Consider the following 19833-nt stretch of genomic DNA (forward strand, 5'->3'; position numbering starts at 1 on the left):
TCAGAATTCGATCCCCGCCTGCGCCTTCACGCCGCTGCGGAAGGGGTGCTTGATCAGCGTCATTTCGGTGACGAGGTCCGCCGCCTCGATCAGGGGCTCGGGCGCGTTGCGGCCTGTGATGAGGACATGCTTCATCTCGTCCCTGTTCGTCACGGCTTCCAGCACCTCTTCGACCGGCAGATAATCGTAGCGCAGGACGATATTCAGTTCGTCCGCTAGCACCATATCATAGGCCGGATCGGCAATCATCCGCTTGACCTCATCCCATGCTTCGCGGGCAAGGGCGATGTCGCGGGTCTTGTCCTGCGTGTTCCAGGTGAAGCCTTCGCCCATCGGCTTGAATGTGACATTATCGGGAAACGCATCGAACACCGCTTTTTCTCCGGTGGTCATCGCGCCCTTTACGAACTGGACGACGCCGACCCGCTTGCCATGGCCGATGGCGCGGATGACCATGCCGAGCGCGGCGGTCGTCTTGCCCTTGCCCTTGCCGGTATGGACGATCAGCAAGCCCTTTTCCTGCGTCTTGGTCGCCATGATCTTGTCATGGGCGGCCTGCTTCTTCTTCATCTTTTCGGCATGCTGTTCCGGCGTGCGTTCGATCATGGGCGATCTTCCTTCAGTTGGGCAAGGATCATGGCGGCGCTGTTCGAACGGGGGCGCCACAGCCCCCGGTCCAGCGCTTCGTGGAGGCGTGCCGCGGCTTCGCGCAGCGCGGCGGGGTTGGCTTCGGCCATGAAGGCGCGCACGGCTTCGTCCTCGATGAAGGCGGCGTGGACGGCGTCGAAATGATGGTCTTTGACGCCATGCGTCGTCGCGGCGAAGGCGAAGAGATAATCGACGGAGGCAGCAATTTCGAACGCGCCCTTGTAGCCATGGCGCATCATGCCCGCGATCCATTTGGGATTGGTGACGCGCGCCCGCACCACCCGGCCGATCTCGTCCTCCAGCGTCCGGATGACCGGCCGTTCGGGCCTGCTATGGTCATTATGATAGCTGAGCGGCTGGCGGCCCGACAGATGCTCGACCGCCGCTGCGATCCCGCCTTCGAACTGATAATAATCATCGCTGTCGAGCAGGTCATGCTCGCGATTATCCTGATTCTGGATGAGAGCATCAGCCTCGCCCAGCCGCCGGGCGAACAGGTCGCGTTCCGCATCGCCCTCGACGCCGCCGCCATAGGCGTGGCTTCCCCAATCGAGATAGATGTTCGCCAGGTCCGAACGATCATGCCACAGCCGCTCGTCGATCATGGCCTGCAATCCCGCGCCATAGGCGCCCGGTTTCGATCCGAAGACACGCGTCCCAGCGCGGCGCAGCGCTGCCTTTTCAGCCGCACCCTCGGCCATGAGCGCCGCTGCTTCCGCCCGGTGACGCGCGGCGGCGGGATTATCCTCTTCCGGCTCGTCCAGCGCCATGACGGCGCGGGCGGCGCTGTCGACCAGGTCGATCTGTTCGGGAAAGGCGTCGCGGAAAAAGCCGGACACGCGCAACGTCACGTCCACGCGGGGCCGGTTGAGTTCGGCGATCGTCATCACCTCAAACCCGACCACGCGCCCCGATCCCCAATCCCACCGCGGCCGCACGCCCATCAATGCGAGCGCCTGCGCGATGTCGTCACCGCCGGTACGCATGTTCGCCGTGCCCCAGGCGGACAGGGCGATGGAGCGCGGATATCCGCCTTCTCGCTGGAGATAGTCCTGCACGACCAGCTCTGCCGATTTCTGGCCCAGGTTCCACGCCGCGACGGTCGGCACCGCGCGCGTATCGACCGAATAGAAATTCCGTCCGGTCGGCAGTACATCGGGCCGTCCCCGTGTCGGTGCCCCGGAGGGACCGGGCGCCACGAACCTTCCGTCGAGCGCCTGAAGCAGTGCCGTCTTCTCCGCCCCTCCGCAAGCGTCCACGCGGGGCGCGAGGTCATTGCGGATCGTGTCCAGAACCTGCGCACTTGCAGGCCCGGGACTGGCTTCTCCCGTATCGAGAAGCTGCATGGCATAGAGCTCGAGTCGCTCGACCGTATCGCCGGTGCTGCGCCAGACGTCAGGTGTCGTATCCGCCAGAATCTGCGGTCTCGGCCCCGTCCACGGCCTGCCCATGCCGCAGTCGATCGGATCGAACCCAAGCGCCAGATCATCAGCCAACGCCCGCAGCAGCGATTGCTGCCCTCCGTCCAATCCCCTGGGGCAGCGAGCCAAGGCGATCAGCAAGTCGCGGCGCAATGCCCGCTCCGGCGATCGGGTGAAGACATGCAGACCATCGCGGATCTGCATTTCTTTTAACTCACACAGATAATTGTCGATCGCCGCCAGTGCATCATCACCGCTGCCCTGAGCCCCTGCATCCTTGTCCAGCCCCTGCGCCGCAGCCAGCGCCAATATGTCCCGCCGCAGCGTCTCCAGCCGGCGCGGGTCCATACCAGCCGCCAGATAATATTCGTCGACCAGCGCCTCCAATTCCTTGAGCGGCCCATAGGTCTCTGCCCGTGTCAGTGGCGGCGTCAGATGGTCGATGATGCATGCGCCGATCCGGCGCTTCGCCTGCGTGCCTTCGCCCGGATCATTGACGATGAAGGGATAGATTTGCGGGATCGGTCCGGCGCAGATTTCGGGGAAGCAGTTTTCCGAAAGCGCGATCGCCTTGCCAGGCAGCCATTCCAGATTGCCATGCTTGCCCACATGCACCACCGCGTGGACGCCAAATTCGTGAGCCAACCAGATGTGGAAGGCGAGATAGGCATGCGGCGGCGGCAGCGCTGGATCATGATAGCTGCTCTTGGGATCGACATCATAGCCGCGTGAGGGTTGCACGGCGACCGCGACATGGCCGAAGCGATGCACCCGCAGGCGAAACGCGCCATCCTTGCAGAATGGATCATCCTCCGGCTCTCCCCACCGGTCCGTCACCAGCTGGCGAATGCCTCCAGGCAGGCCTGCGAACGCCGCACGATAATCCGCGAGGGCCAGCGCGCATTTTGTCTCGCTACCCGTCATCAGCTGCATCAGCGCCGCGCCCTCGGCGGGCGCACCGCCGATTGCATAGCCAGCCTCTCCCAGCGCCCGCAGGATCGCCGCCGCGCTTTCGGGCGTGTCGAGTCCGACGCCATTGCCGATCCGGCCGTCCCGGTTCGGGTAATTGGCGAGCACCAGCGCCACGCGCCGCTCACCCGAAGGAGTACGCCGCAACCTCGCCCAATTTCCAGCAAGTTGCGCGACGAAGCTCACTCTGTCCGCCAGGACCTGCGGCACGATGATGCTGCATTCGGTGCGCGCGTCGAATCGCGCCGCCGCCTTGAAAGCGACCGCCCGCGTAAAGATCCGCCCGTCTACCTCGGGCAAGGCGATATGCATTGCCAGATCGCGCGGTCCCAACCCCCGCGCGCTGTCCTGCCACGCAGCCTGTTCGGCGCTGGCGAACATCGTCTGCAGGACCGGGCACTCCGCCTGCTCCAATATCGAGGGCGTGCGCGGTTCGCCCGGCGCGGATGCGGCAAATGCGGTTGCGTTCAGGATGACGTCAGGACCCGCCGACGCTATCACCCGCTCAAGGAAATCCCGCGCAAAGGGTTCGCGCAGCGCACGCACATGCACCGCCAGCACATTCAGCCCCGCCGCTCGCAGCCCGGCGATCATCGCGTCCACCGCCTCCAGCGTCCCGGCGATCAGCAGCGCACGGTAGAATAGAAACAGCACTACAGGCTGCCCATCCGTCCAGCCCGCCTTCACCTGATCCAGTACCGGACGCTCGACACCCGGCAAATACAGCCCCGCATCTGCGACCGGAACCGGCGGGTCGGCATAGCCCGCATCCAGTCCCGCGATCCCCGCAGCCGTCTTCAGAAAGGCGATCGCATTGGCGATGCCTCCCTGTCGCAAATAATCCCGCAGCAGATCGCATGTTTCGGGCGGCAGGGTGGAGGCGAGGCGCAGTTCCGGATCATCCTCCCGGCCATCGGCGATCGCGGCAAACGCTATGCCCTTTTCTCGCGCGACATTGGCAATTTCCTCAATGCCATAGGGCCAGTAGCTTTTGCCCCCCAGCAACACGACGCAGACAAACTTTGCGTGGGAAATCACCTTTTCGACATAAAGATCGACCGAATAGGGATGCTTCAATTGCAGAAGGTTGGCGAGCCGGATGGAAGGCGCGCCATCGCCCAGCATCGCCGCCGCGCTCGCAAAGCAGGCAAGGTCGCTGTCCGCCACGGTCAGCAGTACGATGTCGCCCGGCGACTGGCCAAGATCGATGGCTTCATCCCCGTTCGAAACGGTGCCGGGCGTGGCGGTCAGCAAATGCATCAGGCGTCTGCCAGCTGTCCTGAAAGCGCGCCTTCGATGGCGGCGCGATCCAATCCGGCCTGACCGATCACCACCAGCCGCGACGCGCGCACCTCGTCCGCCTGCCACTGCCGGTCGAAATGATGTTGGATGCGCGGTCCCACCGCCTGGATGACCAGCCGTGCGGGGCGCCCGGCGATGGCGATAAAGCCCTTCACGCGCAGGATGTCATGGTCGGTGATGACCTTCTCCAAAGCCGCCAGCAGCGGCGCGGGATTGCTGATTTCCTCCAGTTGTAGGACGAAGCTGTCGAAATCCTCATGATCATGATCCTCCTCATCATCATGATGGGACGGGCGCGCATCGATCTGGTCCTCGACGCCCGCACCAAGGCCGAGCAGGACGGCGGGGTCGATCTCGCCGCGCGCGGTGCGCAGGAGGCGGACGCCCGGCCGCACTTCCCCGCCCAGCTGATGCTCCAGCTCCGCCAGCTTTTCAGGCGCGACCAGGTCGGTCTTGTTCAGCAGCACCAGGTCGGCACAGGCCAGCTGGTCTTCGAAGAGCTCCTCGATGGGGCTGTCATGGTCCAGCGTCGGGTCGGCCGCCCGCGCCGCAGCCAGCGCGGCTTCATCATGGGCAAAGCGCCCGGCTGCCAGCGCATCCGCATCGATGAGTGCAATGACGCCGTCCACCGTTGCCCGCGTCCGGATATCGGGCCACTGAAACGCTTTCACCAGTGGCTTGGGCAGTGCGAGCCCTGAGGTTTCGATAATGATGTGATCGGGCGGCACGTCCCGGTCCAGCAGCCGCTGCATGGTGGGCAGGAAATCGTCCGCCACGGTGCAACAGATGCAGCCATTGGCAAGCTCGATGATATCCTCGTCCGGGCAGGCTTCATCGCCGCAGCCCTTCACCAGCGATCCGTCTACGCCGACATCGCCAAATTCGTTGATGATGAGGGCGAGCCGACGCCCGCCCGCATTTTCGATCAGGTGGCGGATCAGCGTCGTCTTTCCGGCACCCAGAAAGCCCGTGATGACCGTGGCGGAAACCTTGCTCATAATGTCTGTCCTTTGTTGGGGATGAGCACGTCGATCTCGTCGAAGCGCTTCCAGCGGTAGATGATCCAGCTCACCAGCCAGCAGGCGGCGAACAGGCCTATGATGAAAAAGCCGAGGCTGTTGAAATGCTCGCCCAGACGGGCGGCGATCGACCAGATGCCGCCGGTCAGGCCCAGCTTGTCGCCCAGCAGCGCCGCCGCCTCGATCCCGCCGATGACGATGGCGACCAGCGCCGACACCAGCGTGATGGTGATGTTATAGTAAAGTTTGCGGATCGGCTTCACGAACGCCCATTGATAGGCGCCCATCATCAGCGCGCCGTCCGCCGTGTCGATGAGCGCCATGCCCGCCGCAAACAGCAGGGGAAATATAAGCACCGTTGCGATTGAAAGGCCGCTCGCCGCCTGACCCGCCGACAGGCCGAGGATGGCCACCTCCGTCGCCGTGTCGAATCCCAGACCAAAGAGAAATCCGAGCGGCGCCATGTGCCAGCTACGCGTGACGAGGCGGAACAGCGGCCGGAACAGGCGCGACAACATGCCCCGATTGCCCAGCAGAATGTCCATGTCCTCATCGACATAGCTTCCACCGTTGCGAACATGATTGAACGTCTTCAGAACAGACCGCAGGATGATGAGGTTCATCGCCGCAATAGCGAAGAGGAAGCTTGCGGAGATGATCGTGGCGATCGTGCCGCCGATCTCCCCCGCCGCCTCGACGCGGCTGAGGGCACTGGCGGCAAAGGCGATGAGGACCGCCGCGATCAGCACGATCGCGCTATGCCCGATGGCGAACCACAGGCCCACGGTCAGCGGCTGCTGCCCGTCCTGCATCAGTTTGCGCGTCACATTGTCGATGGCGGCGATATGGTCGGCGTCCACCGCATGTCGCAGGCCCAGGCTCCAGGCGAGCAGGGCGGTGCCCAGCATCATCGTATCGCCCGAGAAGATCATCAGGGCGCATATCCAAAGGCCGATATTGGCGGCGATCAGCAGCGCGAACATCCATGTCGCGCGGCGGCGCAGCGCCGGAACTTGCATAACCATCGGACGGCTTGGCTCCCGTCTGCGTCAGCGAGACTGGACGGGACCTCCGCTATGCGGCCAGCACGACGCGCCGGACGGACGCATCTTAGCGCCCGGCACGCATGCCGGTGCGGTCCCGCCGCACGCGTCGCTCAGACGGAATACCGTGCCCCGGCCATCCCCTGGGCCAAAGCAAGAGCGACCAGACGCCGGCAGGTCTCCTGGCTTGCGGGTCATCGCTCGACACATGGCCTTCCCAGGCCTCGCATGATTTAGCGTCCGGCCCAGTGGCTGACCCTCCGGCGGTAACGGAAAGTCGCTATGCGTCTCGCTCACCGCTTACAGTTGCAGGGACAGCCGCGGATTTGGGCGCCTGACCGGCAGCCCGCACCGCATTCCCTTTGAAGCCCGTTCGGGCACCGGCGCGATCGGGGCTGTGCATAGATGGCTTGACCGGCAAAGGAAAGCGGCAGTTGCATGGTTGCGTGATATTGCAGGGCGCATCCCGCCCGCCTAGACCGGCGCTATGCCGTCTCCTTTCTCCTTCACCCGCATTAGCCCAGAGGGCGACGCATCGCCCGTGGAGCGCGATCTGGCGGAAGAGATGCCCGTCGCGATCGAGTTTAACGGCGTTGGATATGCGGTTCTGATGGCGACGCCAGGGGACGTGGCCGAACTGGTTCAGGGCTTCGCGCTTGCCGAGCGGCTGGTCCTGCCATCGGACGCGCCGCTCGACGTTGACGTCCATGTAACGGAGCAGGGCCTCGTCGCCCGCGCTACGCTTCCGCCGGAGCGGGTGGAGGGACTGCTCGGCCGCGTCCGTCACCGCGTCTCCGATTCCTCCTGCGGCTTATGCGGCGTCGAAAATCTGGAGCAGGCGCTGCGGCCCCTGCCCGCCGTGACAGCCCGCTCGACCGCAGGCCGGGCAGCTATCTTCCGGGCGTCGGGCGATCTTGCCGAGCATCAACCGCTCAATCGGCAAACCGGTGCTGTCCATGCCGCTGCCCTGGCGGGGGCAGATGGCGCAATCCGCCTCGTTTATGAGGATGTGGGCCGCCACAACGCGTTCGACAAGCTGATCGGGGCGATGCGGCGGCGGCAATTGTCATGGGATGGCGGCTTTGCGCTACTGTCCTCGCGCTGTTCCTATGAGCTGGTGGAGAAGGCGGCGCTCGCTAATTGCCCGTTGCTCGTCACCATATCCGCCCCCACCCGCCTCGCTGCCGAACGCGCCGCCAGCGCTGGGTTGCCGATCATCGTGCTGGCGCGGGCAGACGCCATGCTGGCGGCGGGCGGGCCGCCCGGCTGACGAGGCGCCGCTTCATCTACCGCTTGCGGGCTTGGTCCTGCCTCATTATCAGCAGCGCCGCGACAGGTTCCCCGCTTGGGGATCAAAAGGGAAGTCGGGTGCAATGCCCGCGCTGCCCCTGCAACTGTAAGCGGTGAGTGGACCGGCCACGCAGCCATTGGGGGAGTATCTCCCGAGAAGGCGGCCGATGCGCATCGACCCGTGAGCCAGGAGACCTGCCTGCCGCAGTCGTTCTTCGACCGGACAGGGTGTACCGGACGAACGGGGTTCCCCGCGCGGACGACAGCCATCGCCTTGCCCGCCACTGGCCGGGCAGGGCCGTTGCGGTTCGATTTTGCAGGGAGGGCCATGATGCCGGTCTTTCATGTTCAGATGATTATAAAAGCGTGCCGCTGATGCTGCGTGCCGTCGAAAACAGCGCGTCGGTGGTCGTCTGTTCGACCTGCCGCCTGTCCGCAGACCAACGGGAAGACAGCGAAGGGCGCCGCGGCGGTGCGCTGCTGGTCGATGCCATGCGCGGGCTTCAGGCGCAGGAGCCTGCCTATGAAGCGATCGCCGTGCAGGACATGCCCTGCCTCTTCGCCTGCCAGCGGCATTGCACCGTCCATGTGCGCGGCCCTGGCAAGGTCGGTTATGTGCTGGGCGACTTCACCCCGGACGCGGATGCCGCGCGCGCCATCCTCGACTATGCCCTGCGCCATGCCGCCAGCGAAGAGGGCGTCGTGCGCTACGCCGAATGGCCGCAGGGGGTTAAGGGGCACTTCATCGTCCGGACGCCGCCCGAGGGCTTTGTCTGCACATGATCCGCTTTGAAGACCGCGACGGTTTTCAGGCCGCGCTCGCAACACTTCCTGGGAACGACGCGACGGCGATCGACGCTGCGGCGGCGCGGCAGGCTTCTTTGACGAAGCCCGCCGGATCACTAGGCCGCCTGGAGGAAATTGCCCTCTTCATGGCGGGCTGGCAGAGCCGCGAGTATCCGCGCGCCGACCGTATCCGCGCCGCCATCTTCGCTGGCAATCACGGCGTTGCCGCACGGGGCGTCAGCGCCTTTCCAGCGTCCGTCACTGCGCAGATGGTCGCTAACTTCCAATCTGGCGGCGCGGCGATCAATGCGCTTGCGGGCGCTTGCGGAGCCGATCTGGTGATCGTCCCGCTTTCCCTTGAACAGCCCACCGCCGACATATGCGAGGCCCCGGCCATGACGGAGGCCGAGTGCCTCGAATCCCTGAACGCAGGCGCTGCCGTGGTCCCTGAAGATTGCGACCTGCTCTTCGCCGGAGAGATGGGCATCGCCAACACCACCCCCGCCGCCGCGCTGTGCCTTCACGCCTTCGGCGGCGAGGCGCAGGACTGGACGGGGAGGGGAACGGGCATCGACGAAGTAGCCCTCGCCCGCAAGACGGAGGCCGTCCGCGTCGCGCTTGCCCTGCATGCATCCCATTGCACCGACGCCTTCGAAACGCTTCGCCGCCTCGGCGGTCGGGAGATCGCCGCCATGGCAGGTGCGATCCTAGCCGCGCGGATGATGCGCGTGCCGGTGCTGCTCGACGGCTTTATCTGCGGCGCCGCGATCGCTCCCCTCGCGCGCGACAATCCCGCCATCACTCAACATTGCCTGGCTGCCCACTGCTCAGCCGAAGCAGGCCATGCCCGGCTGCTCGAAAAGCTCGGCCTCAACCCGCTGCTGCACCTCGGCATGCGCTTGGGCGAGGGAAGCGGCGCGGCCGTCGCGGCACAGCTCATCCGCTCGGCCCTCGCGGCGCATGCGCATATGGCGACCTTCGCGCAAGCCGCCGTCGCGGGCGCGCTATGAGCCCGTTGACGCTCCACCTGATGCGGCATGGAGCACCACAAACGCCCGGACTTATGCTCGGTCACACGGACATGCCGCCTGATCCAGCCGCCATGCAGCTGTGCATCGATCGATCACGCGCGCTCACATTCGACTGTCTGACCAGCTCCGGCCTGGCACGCGCCAGCACGCCCGCCACGCTGATCGCCATCGATCGTCAAGCCGCCCATCGGATCGACCCGCGCTGGCGCGAACTGAACTTCGGCGAATGGGAGGGCATGGACCCCGCCACGCTTCCAGCCGGCGACACTGCCCGCTTCTGGTCGTCTCCCGACGACTATCCTCCGCCAGGCGGCGAAAGCTGGTCCGACCTCTGCCACCGTGTTAGCGCGGCACTGCGCGACGTAGGGGAGCCCACCCTCATCCTCACGCACGCAGGAGCGATCCGTGCTGCGCTGACGGTGCTTTGCGGCCTGAATTATCAGCAGGCCTGGGCGATCGATATCCCCTATTCGGCGGTGCTCACGCTGCGCTTCTGGCCCGGAGACAATCCCGGCGCGCAGATCACAGGCCTCGTAACATGACCCGCCTCATCCTTGCCCTGCAACTCATGACCCGCCTGCCGCTCCCGAACGTAGGCGCGGACGAAAACGACTTCGTCGCCGCTATCCGCTGGTTCCCCGCAACAGGCATCATCGTCGGCCTGACGGTCGCCGCCGCCATGACAATGGGCTTGCAGAGCGATCCCTGGATCGCCGCCTTGCTCAGCCTCATTGCCTGGGTCGCCATGACGGGAGCGCTCCATCTCGATGGCCTGGGCGACATAGCCGACGGGGCCGGAGCAGCGCATCATGACCGGGAAAAGCTGTCCGCCGTCCTTGCTGATCCGCACATCGGCAGCTTCGGCGTCGTCTCGATCGCCCTGCAATTGCTCACAAAGCTCGTCCTGCTCCGCCTGTGCGCGGAGCATGTCCCGCCGCTAGCCCTTGTCGCCGTGCCCTTCGCAGCCCGGATTGGCCCGCTCGCCTGGACCCTGTGGCTCCCGCCGCTTCACCAGGGTCTCGCCAGCCGCTTCCGCGACGGTATCGGCGCGTCGCATCTGTTGGGCTGGACAGTATTGGCCGCAGCCCTCTGCCTGATGATCCCCCCGCTCTTGTCCGCCGCCCTCTTCATCCCATTATGGGCATGGTGGTTGCGCAGTCGCATCGGCGGCATTTCGGGAGACGGCCATGGCGCGGGCATAGAGCTTGTTGAAAGCGGCTTGCTCTTCGCGCTGGTGCTGGCGCGATGAGCGGCATCTTCCACTGGCATGGCGGGCGCCTCGCCGCTGCGCGTCAGCATTACAAGGAGGCGCGCCTTCCCTGGATCGATCTCTCTACCGGCATAAACCCGCTCGCCTGGCCCGGCGCGACTGCGATAAAGACCGATTGGCGATCGCTCCCAGATCCCGCAGCACTCGCCGATCTCGAACAGGCCGCCGCCGCCCATTTCGGCGTTACCACCGGCCATATCTGCGCTTTGCCCGGCAGCGAGACCGGCCTGCGCCTGCTCGGCCATCTGCTCGACGCCCCCGCCTGCCACATCCAACCGTCCTACCGCACCCATGCGCAGGCTTTCCCGAATATGCATGCCTTGCAGCAGCCGGAAGCTGCACCGCCGGGTACCGCGCTCCTCCTCGCCAATCCCAACAATCCTGATGGCCGCCTCTACACGCGGGCGCAGATGTGGCAGCTTCTGTGCCGTCAGGAAAAGCGGGGCGGCTGGCTGATCGTCGATGAAGCCTTCGCCGACTGCATGCCTGCCGCCAGCATCGCCAGCGAGGTTGCCGATAACCGAAGCCTGATCATCCTCCGATCCTTCGGCAAGTTCTTCGGCTTGGCGGGGGTGAGATTAGGTTTCCTCCTCGGGCCATCCGCCATTGTCGCTGCCTGCCGCCGTCTGCTGGGAGATTGGCCGCTATCCGCGGCGGCGATCGATTTCGGCCGGGCTGCCTATCGCGACCGGCGCTGGATCGACGAGACGGTCGCGAGCTTGACCACTCGCGCGGCCCGCCTTGACGCGCTGCTCATCCGCCACGGCTTCAGTCCGCGCGGCGATTGCCCGTTATTCCGCCTGATCGATACGCCAGACGCTGCTTCGTTGTTCGATCGCCTTGCGCGGCAAGCGATCCTCACGCGTCCGTTCGAAGATTATCCCCACTGGCTGCGCTTCGGCCTTCCTGCCGGCGATGCCGATCTGGCCCGGCTGGACGAAGCCCTTGGTTGAGTTGGCCGCGCTCTTCCTCGACGCAGTTCTCGGCTGGCCAGCCAGGCTGCAAGCGCGCGTCGGACATCCGGTCGGCGCCTTCGCCCGGATCATCACCGCCTGCGAACGCGGCCTCAACCACCCCGGCTTCAGCACCCCGCGCCGCCGGACAGGTGGCATCCTCACGCTGCTGATCCTCCTGGCAATCACCATCGCGGTCGCCTGGGGTGCCGATCGCCTTCTTCGTCAACTGCTCGGGTCCTGGGCCTGGGTGGGGCTCGCGCTTGCGGCCTGGCCTGCTCTCGCGCAGCGCAGTCTGTTCGATCATGTCTTGCCCGTGGTGCAGGCGCTGGAGGCTGGCAATCTCTTCGCCGCCCGCCGCGCCGTCGGCCACATCGTCGGCCGCGACACCGCCGCGCTGGATGAAGCAGGCGTTGCGCGCGCCGCTATAGAAAGCCTCGCGGAAAGCTTCTGCGACGGCGTCGTCGCGCCGCTTTTCTGGCTGCTTGTCGGCGGCCTTCCCGGCATATGGGCCTATAAGGCCGTCAACACCGCCGACAGCTTGATCGGGCACCGGGAAGAACCGTTCGCAGCATTTGGCTGGGCCGCCGCCCGCTTTGATGACCTTTTGAACCTCATCCCTGCGCGCTTGTCGGGCTTCCTCATCTGCTTGGGCGGCCTGGGCGGCTGGCGTATTTTGTGGCGCGATCATGGCCGCCATGCCTCTCCCAATGCGGGTTGGCCGGAGGCGGCGATGGCGGGCGCGCTCCATATCCGGCTCGCCGGGCCGATCGCCTATGAGGGGGAGTTTCATGCCAAGCCATGGATTGGCGGGGAGGGTGCGGAAGCCACCCCCGCCGCCGCGCGCGCGGCGCTTTCGCTTTATATCCGGGCTTGCGCCTTGCTCTGGCTCATGACTGCGGCAACCGAAGGATTTCGCTGATGGACGCTTGGCAGAAAATGCTCGTGCTCGGTGGCGCCCGCTCAGGCAAGAGCCGCCATGCCGAAGCGCAGTGCGAGGGCTTGCCCGGCACCATCAACTATATCGCCACGGCGCAGGCCTTCGATGCCGAGATGCGCGACAGAATCGCCGAGCATCGCGCCCGGCGGAGCAAGCGATGGCAGACGATAGAGGCGCCGATCGACCTGCCCGCCGCCATCGCGCAGGCGCAACAATCTGGCCCCATCCTTGTCGACTGCCTTACTCTCTGGCTGTCAAACCTCTTGCTCGCGGGTGAAGATATTGACCGTTGGAGCAAGGATCTGGTCACCGCTGTTGGTGGTTGCACCGTGCCCATGGTGCTTGTGAGCAATGAAGTCGGGCTGTCGATCGTTCCTGAAAACGCCCTTGCTCGCCGCTTCAGAGATGAGGCAGGCCTTCTCAATCAACATGTCGCGGCTGTCTGCGACAGGGTTCATTTCGTCGCTGCCGGTCTGCCCGTGACACTCAAGCAAACCGGATGAAGACGCGTGGGCGCATCTGCTCATATTGAAAATCGCGCGAGCCATCCGGGCAGCTTGCCGTAGAGGCTGAATAAATTCATTGCGCGAATCGATGGCGTGATAAATGGGTGCGGCGGCTTGCCTGCGATCGACTGGATCAATATGGGACGCCCAATAATGGTTGGAGGGGTTTTATGGGAGCCAGCGATCATGGCAGGGGCGCTATGTCCCGGACCGGGGGGAAATCGGAAGACCGCCAAGGTGTCTTGATCGGATCGCGGCTTCTGGACAGGGGATAAGTCAGTGAACGCATTGAATGCAGATTATCTGTTCGTCTTCATTTTGGCGGCTTTTCTTGGTTTTCAGCTGATCAAGAAGGTGTCGCCATTGCTGCACTCGCCGCTGATGTCGCTGACCAATGCGATTGCGGCGGTGGTGATTGTGGGGGCGATCACGATCACGGGTGAGGAAGGGGCGACGCCTCTTGCCAAGACCTTGGGCTTCATCGCGGTTTTTTGTGCGACGGTGAACCTGGTGAGCGGGTTCATGATCACCGATCGCATGCTCAAGATGTTCAAGCCGCGGGGGAAGTAACAGATGGACGCCTTCGTACCTTTCGCGGCGATTGCCGCATCGGCCCTGTTCATCCTGTCGCTGATGTGGATGAGCCATCCCTCGACGGCCCGGCGCGGTGTGCGCGCGGGCGAGATCGGCATGGTCATCGCCATCATCGGCGCGCTGGTCCAGCATGAGGTGGTCGATTACAACCTGATCATCATCGCGATGATCGCGGGCGCGGCCGCGGGTATTCCGATGGCGCTGCTGATGCCGATGACGGCGATCCCGCAGCGGACCGCCATCTCCCACGCCTTCGGCGCGCTTGCGGTCGGCCTCATCGGTGCTGCCGAATATTACAAGCATGCCCATGCCGAATATGCCGGCGGCTTCATCATGTGGGCGCTGATGTTCGAAATCCTGCTGGGTTTCCTGACCTGCACGGCCTCGATCATCGCCTTTGCCAAGCTTCAGGAACTGATGGGCAGCCGCCCGGTGTCCTTCCCGGGCCAGCGTATCGTCAATGGCGCGGTGGCGCTGGCGGCGGTGGTGATCGGCGTGACGCTGGCGCTTGATCCGACGCAGACCTGGTTGTTCCCCGTTTTCGCGGCGCTCGCCCTGCTGTTCGGCATCCTGCTGGTGATCCCGATCGGCGGCGCGGACATGCCGACGGTCATCGCGCTTCTGAACAGCTATGCCGGTCTTGCCGCTTCCGCCATGGGCTTTGCGCTGGGCAACAAGCTGCTGATCGTGGCAGGCGCGCTTGACGGCGCGTCGGGCTTCATCCTTGCGGTCATCATGTGCAAGGCGATGAACCGCAGCTTTGCCAACGTCATGTTCGGCGGGTTCGGCAATGTCGTGGCAGGCGCCGCTGGCGGCAAGGACGACCGCGTCGTCCGCTCCGCCTCGGCCGAGGAAGCCGCGATGCAGCTGGAAAATGCCGGCACTGTGGTGATCGTGCCGGGCTATGGCATGGCCGTCGCGCAGGCGCAGCACAAGGTCAGCGAGCTTTACCAGGCGCTCACCAAGAAGGGCGTGGACGTCAAGTTCGCGATCCACCCGGTGGCGGGCCGCATGCCCGGCCATATGAACGTGCTGCTGGCCGAAGCCAATGTGCCTTATGAGCAGTTGGTGGACCTGGACGACATCAACCCGGAACTGCCGCAAGCGGATGTTGCGGTGATCATCGGCGCGAACGACACGGTGAACCCCTCGGCACGCGACGATCCCCAGAGCGCGATCGCGGGCATGCCGATCATCGAGGCGGATAAGGCCAAGTCGGTGTTCGTCATCAAGCGTTCGATGAACGCAGGATTCGCCGGGATCGACAATCCGATCTACTATAACAGCAACACCCAGATGCTGTTCGGCGATGCCAAGGACATGGTCGGCTCCATCGCCAAGGAACTGGCAGGCGGCGGCAGCGGCCTCCACTGAGCCCTCGCCCACCGGTAAAAGAGAAAAGCCCGCTGCTCTAAAAAGCAGCGGGCTTTTTCGTGTCCGAGATCATGCCACCGGGAGTGAGCAAAGATCGGCGCGTCGCTCCCAACATCATGCACGAACAAATCTTGCGACCTAAAGTGCCAGCGATGACACTTTACCTTCGGGCAAAGTGTCATGCGCGACAAAAGCGACCGATTCCTGTCGCAAGGGATTCACATTGGCCTCCACCTGTGCTTGATTCATCCCCGTTATGTTTCACGGTTCGATCAGGCCCCCATCATTCGGAAGCAGCGATTTGTCGGCGCTGCTTGACCGGCTCGCTCATGCGAGCACGCGGCCCCGCTATGCTTTCATGCTGCTCACCTTGATCGCCGAAGTTGCCCGGCCTGACGGCAGCGCGGGACCCTTGGTGGCGAAGGATGGCGGGCTGCAGCCGCTGCGCGACTGGTTGTGTGATGCGCTGACGCCGATGGGCGGGCGCGATCCTCGCCGCCTCGCGCTCGCCGCACGAGTGCGGGCCGAACTTGCCGGGCAGGAGCGTCTGCCAAGTGACCAAGATGCTGCGGACCTGGTGGTCGAAGAGGAAGTGAAGCTGCGGGTCCGCGCGTCGGGCAAGACCAATCTCAGCCGCGCAGTCTCGGAAATGGTTGCGGCAGGACTACTCCGCCGTCATTATCAAGGCTATCGCGTCGACCATCATAATCGCGGGGCGCAACGGCAGGCGGTCTATACCTTGACCGGCCTTGCGCGCATCCTCGTCGCTCCGGCGGCGCCGTCCTCCGCCCGGCCCCCGGCCCCAGCGCCAATCCCGACGCCCCCGCAACCCCGCCAAGGTGAACTTGGTCTGTAGAACTGCTGACCTCAGTCCGGTATTATTCCGTTCCGTCGATCAATAATGTTGACGACAGACAATATTTTGGAAAATGTTCCGGCATCATCAGTTGCCGGAAGTGGCTCGACCGTACTTGAGCGCCGTTATGTCAGCGATGAACGGCTCCTAATGTGCAAAACCCGGCGAATTGCTCGGGATGAAGGAATTGGATGTGAACCAAGAATCATCACGCCGCTTTGATCCGGCCAGCTTCCGCGAAGTGACGAGCCTGTTCGAGCGCCATATAGGTCAGGGTGATGTCGCAGGGGCAGTGCTCTCGGTTGCTGTGGGCGATGAAGACCCTTGCTTCATTTCCGTCGGTGAGACGGGGTTCGGAACCGGCCGGCCAGTCCAGCCCGACAGCTTGCACCGCATCTATTCGCAAACGAAGCCGATCACCGGGATCGCCACGATGATGCTCGTCGAAGAGGGCGTGATCGGTCTCGATCAACCCATAGGCGAATTGCTTCCGGAACTTGCCAAGCTCGATGTGCTCGTTTCAGAAGAAGGCGACGCCATGCGTCCGGCCAAGCGGCAGCCGGTGGTGCGCGATCTGCTTACCCATAGTGCAGGCTTCAGCTACGGTCTGCAATTCTCACCTCTTGCGGCGCGTTACCGGGAGCTGGGCCTTTTGCCCGGCGACAGGATTTCCGCGCATCGTGACGGTGGCGAAGATCCGCGCGATTTGGCGCACATGGTTGAACTGCTCGGCACCTTGCCGTTGGCGCGCGATCCGGGCGAAATGTTCGAATACAGCCTCTCGATAGACGTGCTTGGAGCGCTCATCGAACGCGTTTCCGGCCGTGGCCTTGATGCCTTTTTCGAGGAGCGCATCTTTGGTCCGCTGGGGATGGCGGACACCAGTTTCGTCGTACCCTCCGATAAGCTCGACCGGCTCGTCAACCTTCACGAACGCGGTGAGGATGGGACATGGCGCCTGGTGGATGATCCAGCCGATAGCGCTTATGCCCGTCCGGCGCTGCTTTCAGGCGGTGGCGGGCTTGTCTCGACCGCCCAGGATTATGCGCGATTTACCGCGATGCTCGCGAATGAGGGTGAATATCGTGGCAAAAGGCTGCTGAAACCCGAAACGGTGCGTTTGGCGCGGTCCAACCTGTTGCCGGCCGGGATCAATGCCCAATTCTACGGCAATGTGATGCAGGATGTCGTCTTTGGCGCGGCTATGCAGGTGAACCTGTCTGCCTCACGCACGCCGCCGGGGCTGTACGGCTGGGGAGGCGCTGCTGGCACCGGAATGTGGGTCGATCCGATCCACCGGCTGCATGTCGTCCTGATGACCCAATATTTTCCGCCGGAGATCAATTTGACCTTCCGTGAAGACCCTGTCGCGGCGGTTTATGCTGACCTGGGGCTCTGGCCTGCTGGGCCGAGGGCGATGCTGCATCATCATCTTGATGGCTGAGTGCGACTGCTAAGCCGCGCATGGTGTTATCAAGGCCTCGTGTCTGCGATTTCTTCAATCAGGACCAATGCACGAAGTCGGCACTTCCGCATCACAGCCGTTTCAACCGGATATTCCGATATTCCACCTTCATCGGTGGACCTACATGCACTTGCATTCCGATCTCGCCACTGCAGCGGCGGCCCTTCGATTCATCCATTGCCGCCGCCATCAGTTGTCCGTTCAAGAGATGATAGAGGGCAGGGCCTTTGGCGATGATGTGGACTTCATTCCAGTCCGGTCTGATCATCGTCTTCAGGGATCCGGGCTCCCCAATCGCTCCGATCACTTGTGAAGGCTCTGTCGTCGTGCGTGCGAATTGGCCGCGTCGGGCGATAAAGCTCCGTCCTCGCTCCTCATATACCATGGCGGTGAAAAGATTCTGGCCATCGATATCGAACTGCAGCCCCGACAGTGCAAAGCGGTTGGTGGGGGTGGTTTCGTCTTTGACGACCTTGCTGCGGTAATTGACTCCGCTATTGCCCTGAGCCGTGATCCGATAGTCCAACTTCAGCTCGAAGTCTTCAACTTGACCCCCGCTCCAGATCAGAAACGTGTTGCTGCGGAGGAGGGTGTCCGGTGTCACCTCTCCCACGATCATGCCGTCCTCCACGCGCCAGTATGTGGGATCACCGCGCCAGCCCGACAGACTCTTGCCATCAAAAATCGGCGTGAAGCCGGGCCCGTCGCCCTTCGCCGGCCTAGGCATCAAGGGCATCGGCTTTGGTTCCGGCGGCAATGTCCGCTGCGCGGCAGAGGTCAAGGAAGGGAATATCGCCAAGGCGCCAGCGCCTGCGATGAATGTTCGACGTCCGGTCCGGTGTTCCATGATGTCCCCTTCAGATGCGGCCAGCAATTTACAGGAGTGGTCGCGGAAAATGCTGCTCGGCGCAAGCCGATCCGCTTGTCCACGCTTCAGATCCATCCAGTTGGGCGTGAACTTGCAAAATCAGGCCCGGCAGTTGGCGGGAAGCGATGCTCGGGGTCGCCACCCGCTTGGGGAACTGCTAATCAAGTCAAGGGCATCGCGGCGATCAAGACCGCGTGATCAGAGGATGAAGAGATGGCGAGCAGCAGCGATTATGGCTTCGGCCCGTTCCAATATCCGCGCGGGTGGTTCATGATAGGGGCCGCAGATCAGGTGATGGATCGGCCCGTGCCGGTGCGGTATTTTGGCGAGGATCTCGTCCTCTACCGAGGTGAGAGTGGCAGGGCCTACCTCGTTTCGGCCTATTGCCCGCACATGGGCGCTCATTTGGCCAACAATGCCACCAGTTACATCATGCGAGATGGCGATCAAATCCAGGGTGAATCCATCCGCTGCCCCTTCCACGGCTGGCGCTATGGCCCCGATGGAAGGTGCAATGATATTCCCTATTCCGACTTCATCCCCGGAACTGCGCGCCTCAAAACCTACCACCTGGTGGAACGGGCGGGGATATTGTGGGTGTGGCATGATCCTGAAGGGCTGGAGCCGGACTATGCTCTGCCGGACTTCGGCGGCCATTATGATCAGGCGGGGTGGGTGAACTGGAAGATCGATCATCTGGGCGACATCGACATCCACGGCTGTGAGATTGTCGATAACATGGCGGACCTGGGGCATATGTCGCCCATCCATGGAGCCGAACGCTGCATCTACTTCGCGAACAGATTTGACGGTCATGTCGTTCACCAGCTTTTTACCGCGGTGAACCGCGGCTGGGGAAATCTTCCGCCGACCCTGAGCCAACTCGATACATGGTATACCGGGCCGGGCATTCTTCAGTCCGACATGAACAGCCACCTGCCGGTGTTCATGCTCGTCGCGCATACGCCGATCGAGGATGGCCGCACCCGTGTATGGCACGCGACGATGGTACGGATGAGCGATGGCTCAGGGCCGCTGAGCGACGAGGAACGTCATGTCGCTTCGACATATCAGGACCAGTTGAGAGACGGCCTAGTCCAGGACGTGGAAATATGGGCCAACAAGCGTTCTAGCATACATCTGCTCACCGTGCCCGCAGATGGTCCTTATGGGCGGCTCCGCAACTGGTACAAGCAGTTCTACAATGAGCGCGACAAAGTGGCCAATATTCAGTCCCGCGTTAACGGGACGGTCGTCACGCTGGATCAAAGCTCCACATTGAAAGGCGGCGAAGCGGCCTGACCAGCTCGAAAAGCTGTATCTGAGCCAAATAAATGCAACGAATGTGTTTACTTCTTTGGTGTCGGCGGGATATAGCGACGGCGGTCGTTCATGTCGCGCCCTGAACTGGGGGCGCAGCCAAGTCTCAAAGGGGAATCCTATGGTCCGTCATCATCTTTTGCTCGGGTTGCTCTGTGGATTGGTGCTCCCCGGGACC

General features: G+C 63.6%; 18 protein-coding genes and 2 riboswitches. Of the genes, 13 read left to right on the top strand and 5 right to left on the bottom strand.

The window, feature by feature from the left end; genetic code table 11:
• Genes cobO through ACYU8T_RS13365 form a run of 4 tightly spaced genes read right to left on the bottom strand, consistent with a single transcriptional unit; the run spans position 1 to position 6384 of the window.
• Positions 1-606, bottom strand: a complete 606-nt coding sequence (gene cobO / locus ACYU8T_RS13350) for a cob(I)yrinic acid a,c-diamide adenosyltransferase (protein ID WP_097093389.1) — start codon at positions 604-606, stop codon at positions 1-3.
• Complete coding sequence (gene cobN / locus ACYU8T_RS13355; RefSeq protein ID WP_461159847.1) at positions 603-4298, bottom strand: cobaltochelatase subunit CobN; 3696 nt, start codon at positions 4296-4298, stop codon at positions 603-605. Before cobN ends, cobO begins: the two co-directional genes overlap by 4 nt.
• Complete coding sequence (gene cobW / locus ACYU8T_RS13360) at positions 4298-5338, bottom strand: cobalamin biosynthesis protein CobW (RefSeq protein WP_461159848.1); 1041 nt, start codon at positions 5336-5338, stop codon at positions 4298-4300. Before cobW ends, cobN begins: the two co-directional genes overlap by 1 nt.
• Complete coding sequence (locus tag ACYU8T_RS13365; protein WP_461159849.1) at positions 5335-6384, bottom strand: HoxN/HupN/NixA family nickel/cobalt transporter; 1050 nt, start codon at positions 6382-6384, stop codon at positions 5335-5337. Before ACYU8T_RS13365 ends, cobW begins: the two co-directional genes overlap by 4 nt.
• A gap of 173 nt (positions 6385-6557) precedes the next feature.
• Positions 6558-6802, bottom strand: a riboswitch (cobalamin riboswitch).
• A gap of 87 nt (positions 6803-6889) precedes the next feature.
• On the opposite strand from ACYU8T_RS13365, the gene ACYU8T_RS13370 reads away from it, so the two are divergent.
• The 12 genes from ACYU8T_RS13370 to ACYU8T_RS13425 all read left to right on the top strand — a co-directional run bounded on the left by ACYU8T_RS13370 (position 6890) and on the right by ACYU8T_RS13425 (position 17446).
• Positions 6890-7672: a formate dehydrogenase accessory sulfurtransferase FdhD gene (locus ACYU8T_RS13370; protein WP_461159850.1), complete on the top strand. Its 783-nt coding sequence runs from the start codon at positions 6890-6892 to the stop codon at positions 7670-7672.
• 47 nt (positions 7673-7719) lie between these two features.
• Positions 7720-7909: riboswitch (cobalamin riboswitch) on the top strand.
• Between the two features lie 158 nt (positions 7910-8067).
• The gene (locus ACYU8T_RS13375; RefSeq protein ID WP_461159851.1) at positions 8068-8475 is read left to right on the top strand and encodes a DUF1636 domain-containing protein; all 408 of its coding nucleotides are present in this window, start codon (positions 8068-8070) and stop codon (positions 8473-8475) included.
• On the top strand, positions 8472-9488 hold the full coding sequence (cobT, locus tag ACYU8T_RS13380; RefSeq protein ID WP_461159852.1) for a nicotinate-nucleotide--dimethylbenzimidazole phosphoribosyltransferase: 1017 nt from the start codon (positions 8472-8474) through the stop codon (positions 9486-9488). Before ACYU8T_RS13375 ends, cobT begins: the two co-directional genes overlap by 4 nt.
• Before the next feature lie 20 nt (positions 9489-9508).
• Positions 9509-10051: a histidine phosphatase family protein gene (locus ACYU8T_RS13385; RefSeq protein WP_461160391.1), complete on the top strand. Its 543-nt coding sequence runs from the start codon at positions 9509-9511 to the stop codon at positions 10049-10051.
• Positions 10048-10758: an adenosylcobinamide-GDP ribazoletransferase gene (locus tag ACYU8T_RS13390; protein ID WP_461159853.1), complete on the top strand. Its 711-nt coding sequence runs from the start codon at positions 10048-10050 to the stop codon at positions 10756-10758. The genes ACYU8T_RS13385 and ACYU8T_RS13390 overlap by 4 nt, the downstream gene beginning before the upstream one ends.
• Entirely contained in the window at positions 10755-11732 is a 978-nt protein-coding gene (locus tag ACYU8T_RS13395) for a threonine-phosphate decarboxylase (protein WP_461159854.1), read from the top strand. Before ACYU8T_RS13390 ends, ACYU8T_RS13395 begins: the two co-directional genes overlap by 4 nt.
• Positions 11695-12654 (top strand): adenosylcobinamide-phosphate synthase CbiB, encoded by a 960-nt coding sequence (gene cbiB, locus ACYU8T_RS13400; protein WP_461159855.1) that lies wholly within the window; start codon positions 11695-11697, stop codon positions 12652-12654. Before ACYU8T_RS13395 ends, cbiB begins: the two co-directional genes overlap by 38 nt.
• Positions 12654-13175 (top strand): bifunctional adenosylcobinamide kinase/adenosylcobinamide-phosphate guanylyltransferase, encoded by a 522-nt coding sequence (cobU, locus tag ACYU8T_RS13405; RefSeq protein ID WP_461159856.1) that lies wholly within the window; start codon positions 12654-12656, stop codon positions 13173-13175. Before cbiB ends, cobU begins: the two co-directional genes overlap by 1 nt.
• Positions 13176-13457: 282 nt before the next feature.
• Entirely contained in the window at positions 13458-13748 is a 291-nt protein-coding gene (locus tag ACYU8T_RS13410; protein WP_097093400.1) for an NAD(P) transhydrogenase subunit alpha part 2, read from the top strand.
• A gap of 3 nt (positions 13749-13751) precedes the next feature.
• Positions 13752-15146, top strand: coding sequence for an NAD(P)(+) transhydrogenase (Re/Si-specific) subunit beta (locus ACYU8T_RS13415; protein WP_461159857.1), 1395 nt, complete (start codon positions 13752-13754; stop codon positions 15144-15146).
• A 256-nt stretch (positions 15147-15402) separates the two neighbouring features.
• Entirely contained in the window at positions 15403-16002 is a 600-nt protein-coding gene (locus ACYU8T_RS13420) for a hypothetical protein (protein ID WP_461159858.1), read from the top strand.
• Positions 16003-16195: 193 nt separating this feature from the next.
• Complete coding sequence (locus ACYU8T_RS13425; RefSeq protein ID WP_461159859.1) at positions 16196-17446, top strand: serine hydrolase domain-containing protein; 1251 nt, start codon at positions 16196-16198, stop codon at positions 17444-17446.
• A 91-nt stretch (positions 17447-17537) separates the two neighbouring features.
• Here the strand turns inward: ACYU8T_RS13425 and ACYU8T_RS13430 are convergent, their stop codons facing one another.
• The gene (locus ACYU8T_RS13430; protein WP_461159860.1) at positions 17538-18410 is read right to left on the bottom strand and encodes a 3-keto-disaccharide hydrolase; all 873 of its coding nucleotides are present in this window, start codon (positions 18408-18410) and stop codon (positions 17538-17540) included.
• Between the two features lie 138 nt (positions 18411-18548).
• On the opposite strand from ACYU8T_RS13430, the gene ACYU8T_RS13435 reads away from it, so the two are divergent.
• Positions 18549-19637 (top strand): Rieske 2Fe-2S domain-containing protein, encoded by a 1089-nt coding sequence (locus ACYU8T_RS13435; RefSeq protein ID WP_461159861.1) that lies wholly within the window; start codon positions 18549-18551, stop codon positions 19635-19637.
• Positions 19638-19833 lie beyond the last annotated feature (196 nt).

Source organism: Sphingobium sp. TomMM35A, assembly GCF_054771735.1.

What these genes read in the sequence shown, in the direction of transcription:
- cobO (WP_097093389.1), bottom strand. Translation starts at nt 606, where the DNA reads ATGATCGAACGCACGCCGGAACAGCATGCCGAAAAGATGAAGAAGAAG.
- cobN (WP_461159847.1), bottom strand. Translation starts at nt 4,298, where the DNA reads ATGCATTTGCTGACCGCCACGCCCGGCACCGTTTCGAACGGGGATGAA.
- cobW (WP_461159848.1), bottom strand. Translation starts at nt 5,338, where the DNA reads ATGAGCAAGGTTTCCGCCACGGTCATCACGGGCTTTCTGGGTGCCGGA.
- ACYU8T_RS13365 (WP_461159849.1), bottom strand. Translation starts at nt 6,384, where the DNA reads ATGGTTATGCAAGTTCCGGCGCTGCGCCGCCGCGCGACATGGATGTTC.
- ACYU8T_RS13370 (WP_461159850.1), top strand. Translation starts at nt 6,890, where the DNA reads ATGCCGTCTCCTTTCTCCTTCACCCGCATTAGCCCAGAGGGCGACGCA.
- ACYU8T_RS13375 (WP_461159851.1), top strand. Translation starts at nt 8,068, where the DNA reads ATGCTGCGTGCCGTCGAAAACAGCGCGTCGGTGGTCGTCTGTTCGACC.
- cobT (WP_461159852.1), top strand. Translation starts at nt 8,472, where the DNA reads ATGATCCGCTTTGAAGACCGCGACGGTTTTCAGGCCGCGCTCGCAACA.
- ACYU8T_RS13385 (WP_461160391.1), top strand. Translation starts at nt 9,509, where the DNA reads ATGCGGCATGGAGCACCACAAACGCCCGGACTTATGCTCGGTCACACG.
- ACYU8T_RS13390 (WP_461159853.1), top strand. Translation starts at nt 10,048, where the DNA reads ATGACCCGCCTCATCCTTGCCCTGCAACTCATGACCCGCCTGCCGCTC.
- ACYU8T_RS13395 (WP_461159854.1), top strand. Translation starts at nt 10,755, where the DNA reads ATGAGCGGCATCTTCCACTGGCATGGCGGGCGCCTCGCCGCTGCGCGT.
- cbiB (WP_461159855.1), top strand. Translation starts at nt 11,695, where the DNA reads ATGCCGATCTGGCCCGGCTGGACGAAGCCCTTGGTTGAGTTGGCCGCG.
- cobU (WP_461159856.1), top strand. Translation starts at nt 12,654, where the DNA reads ATGGACGCTTGGCAGAAAATGCTCGTGCTCGGTGGCGCCCGCTCAGGC.
- ACYU8T_RS13415 (WP_461159857.1), top strand. Translation starts at nt 13,752, where the DNA reads ATGGACGCCTTCGTACCTTTCGCGGCGATTGCCGCATCGGCCCTGTTC.
- ACYU8T_RS13420 (WP_461159858.1), top strand. Translation starts at nt 15,403, where the DNA reads ATGTTTCACGGTTCGATCAGGCCCCCATCATTCGGAAGCAGCGATTTG.
- ACYU8T_RS13430 (WP_461159860.1), bottom strand. Translation starts at nt 18,410, where the DNA reads ATGGATCTGAAGCGTGGACAAGCGGATCGGCTTGCGCCGAGCAGCATT.
- ACYU8T_RS13435 (WP_461159861.1), top strand. Translation starts at nt 18,549, where the DNA reads ATGGCGAGCAGCAGCGATTATGGCTTCGGCCCGTTCCAATATCCGCGC.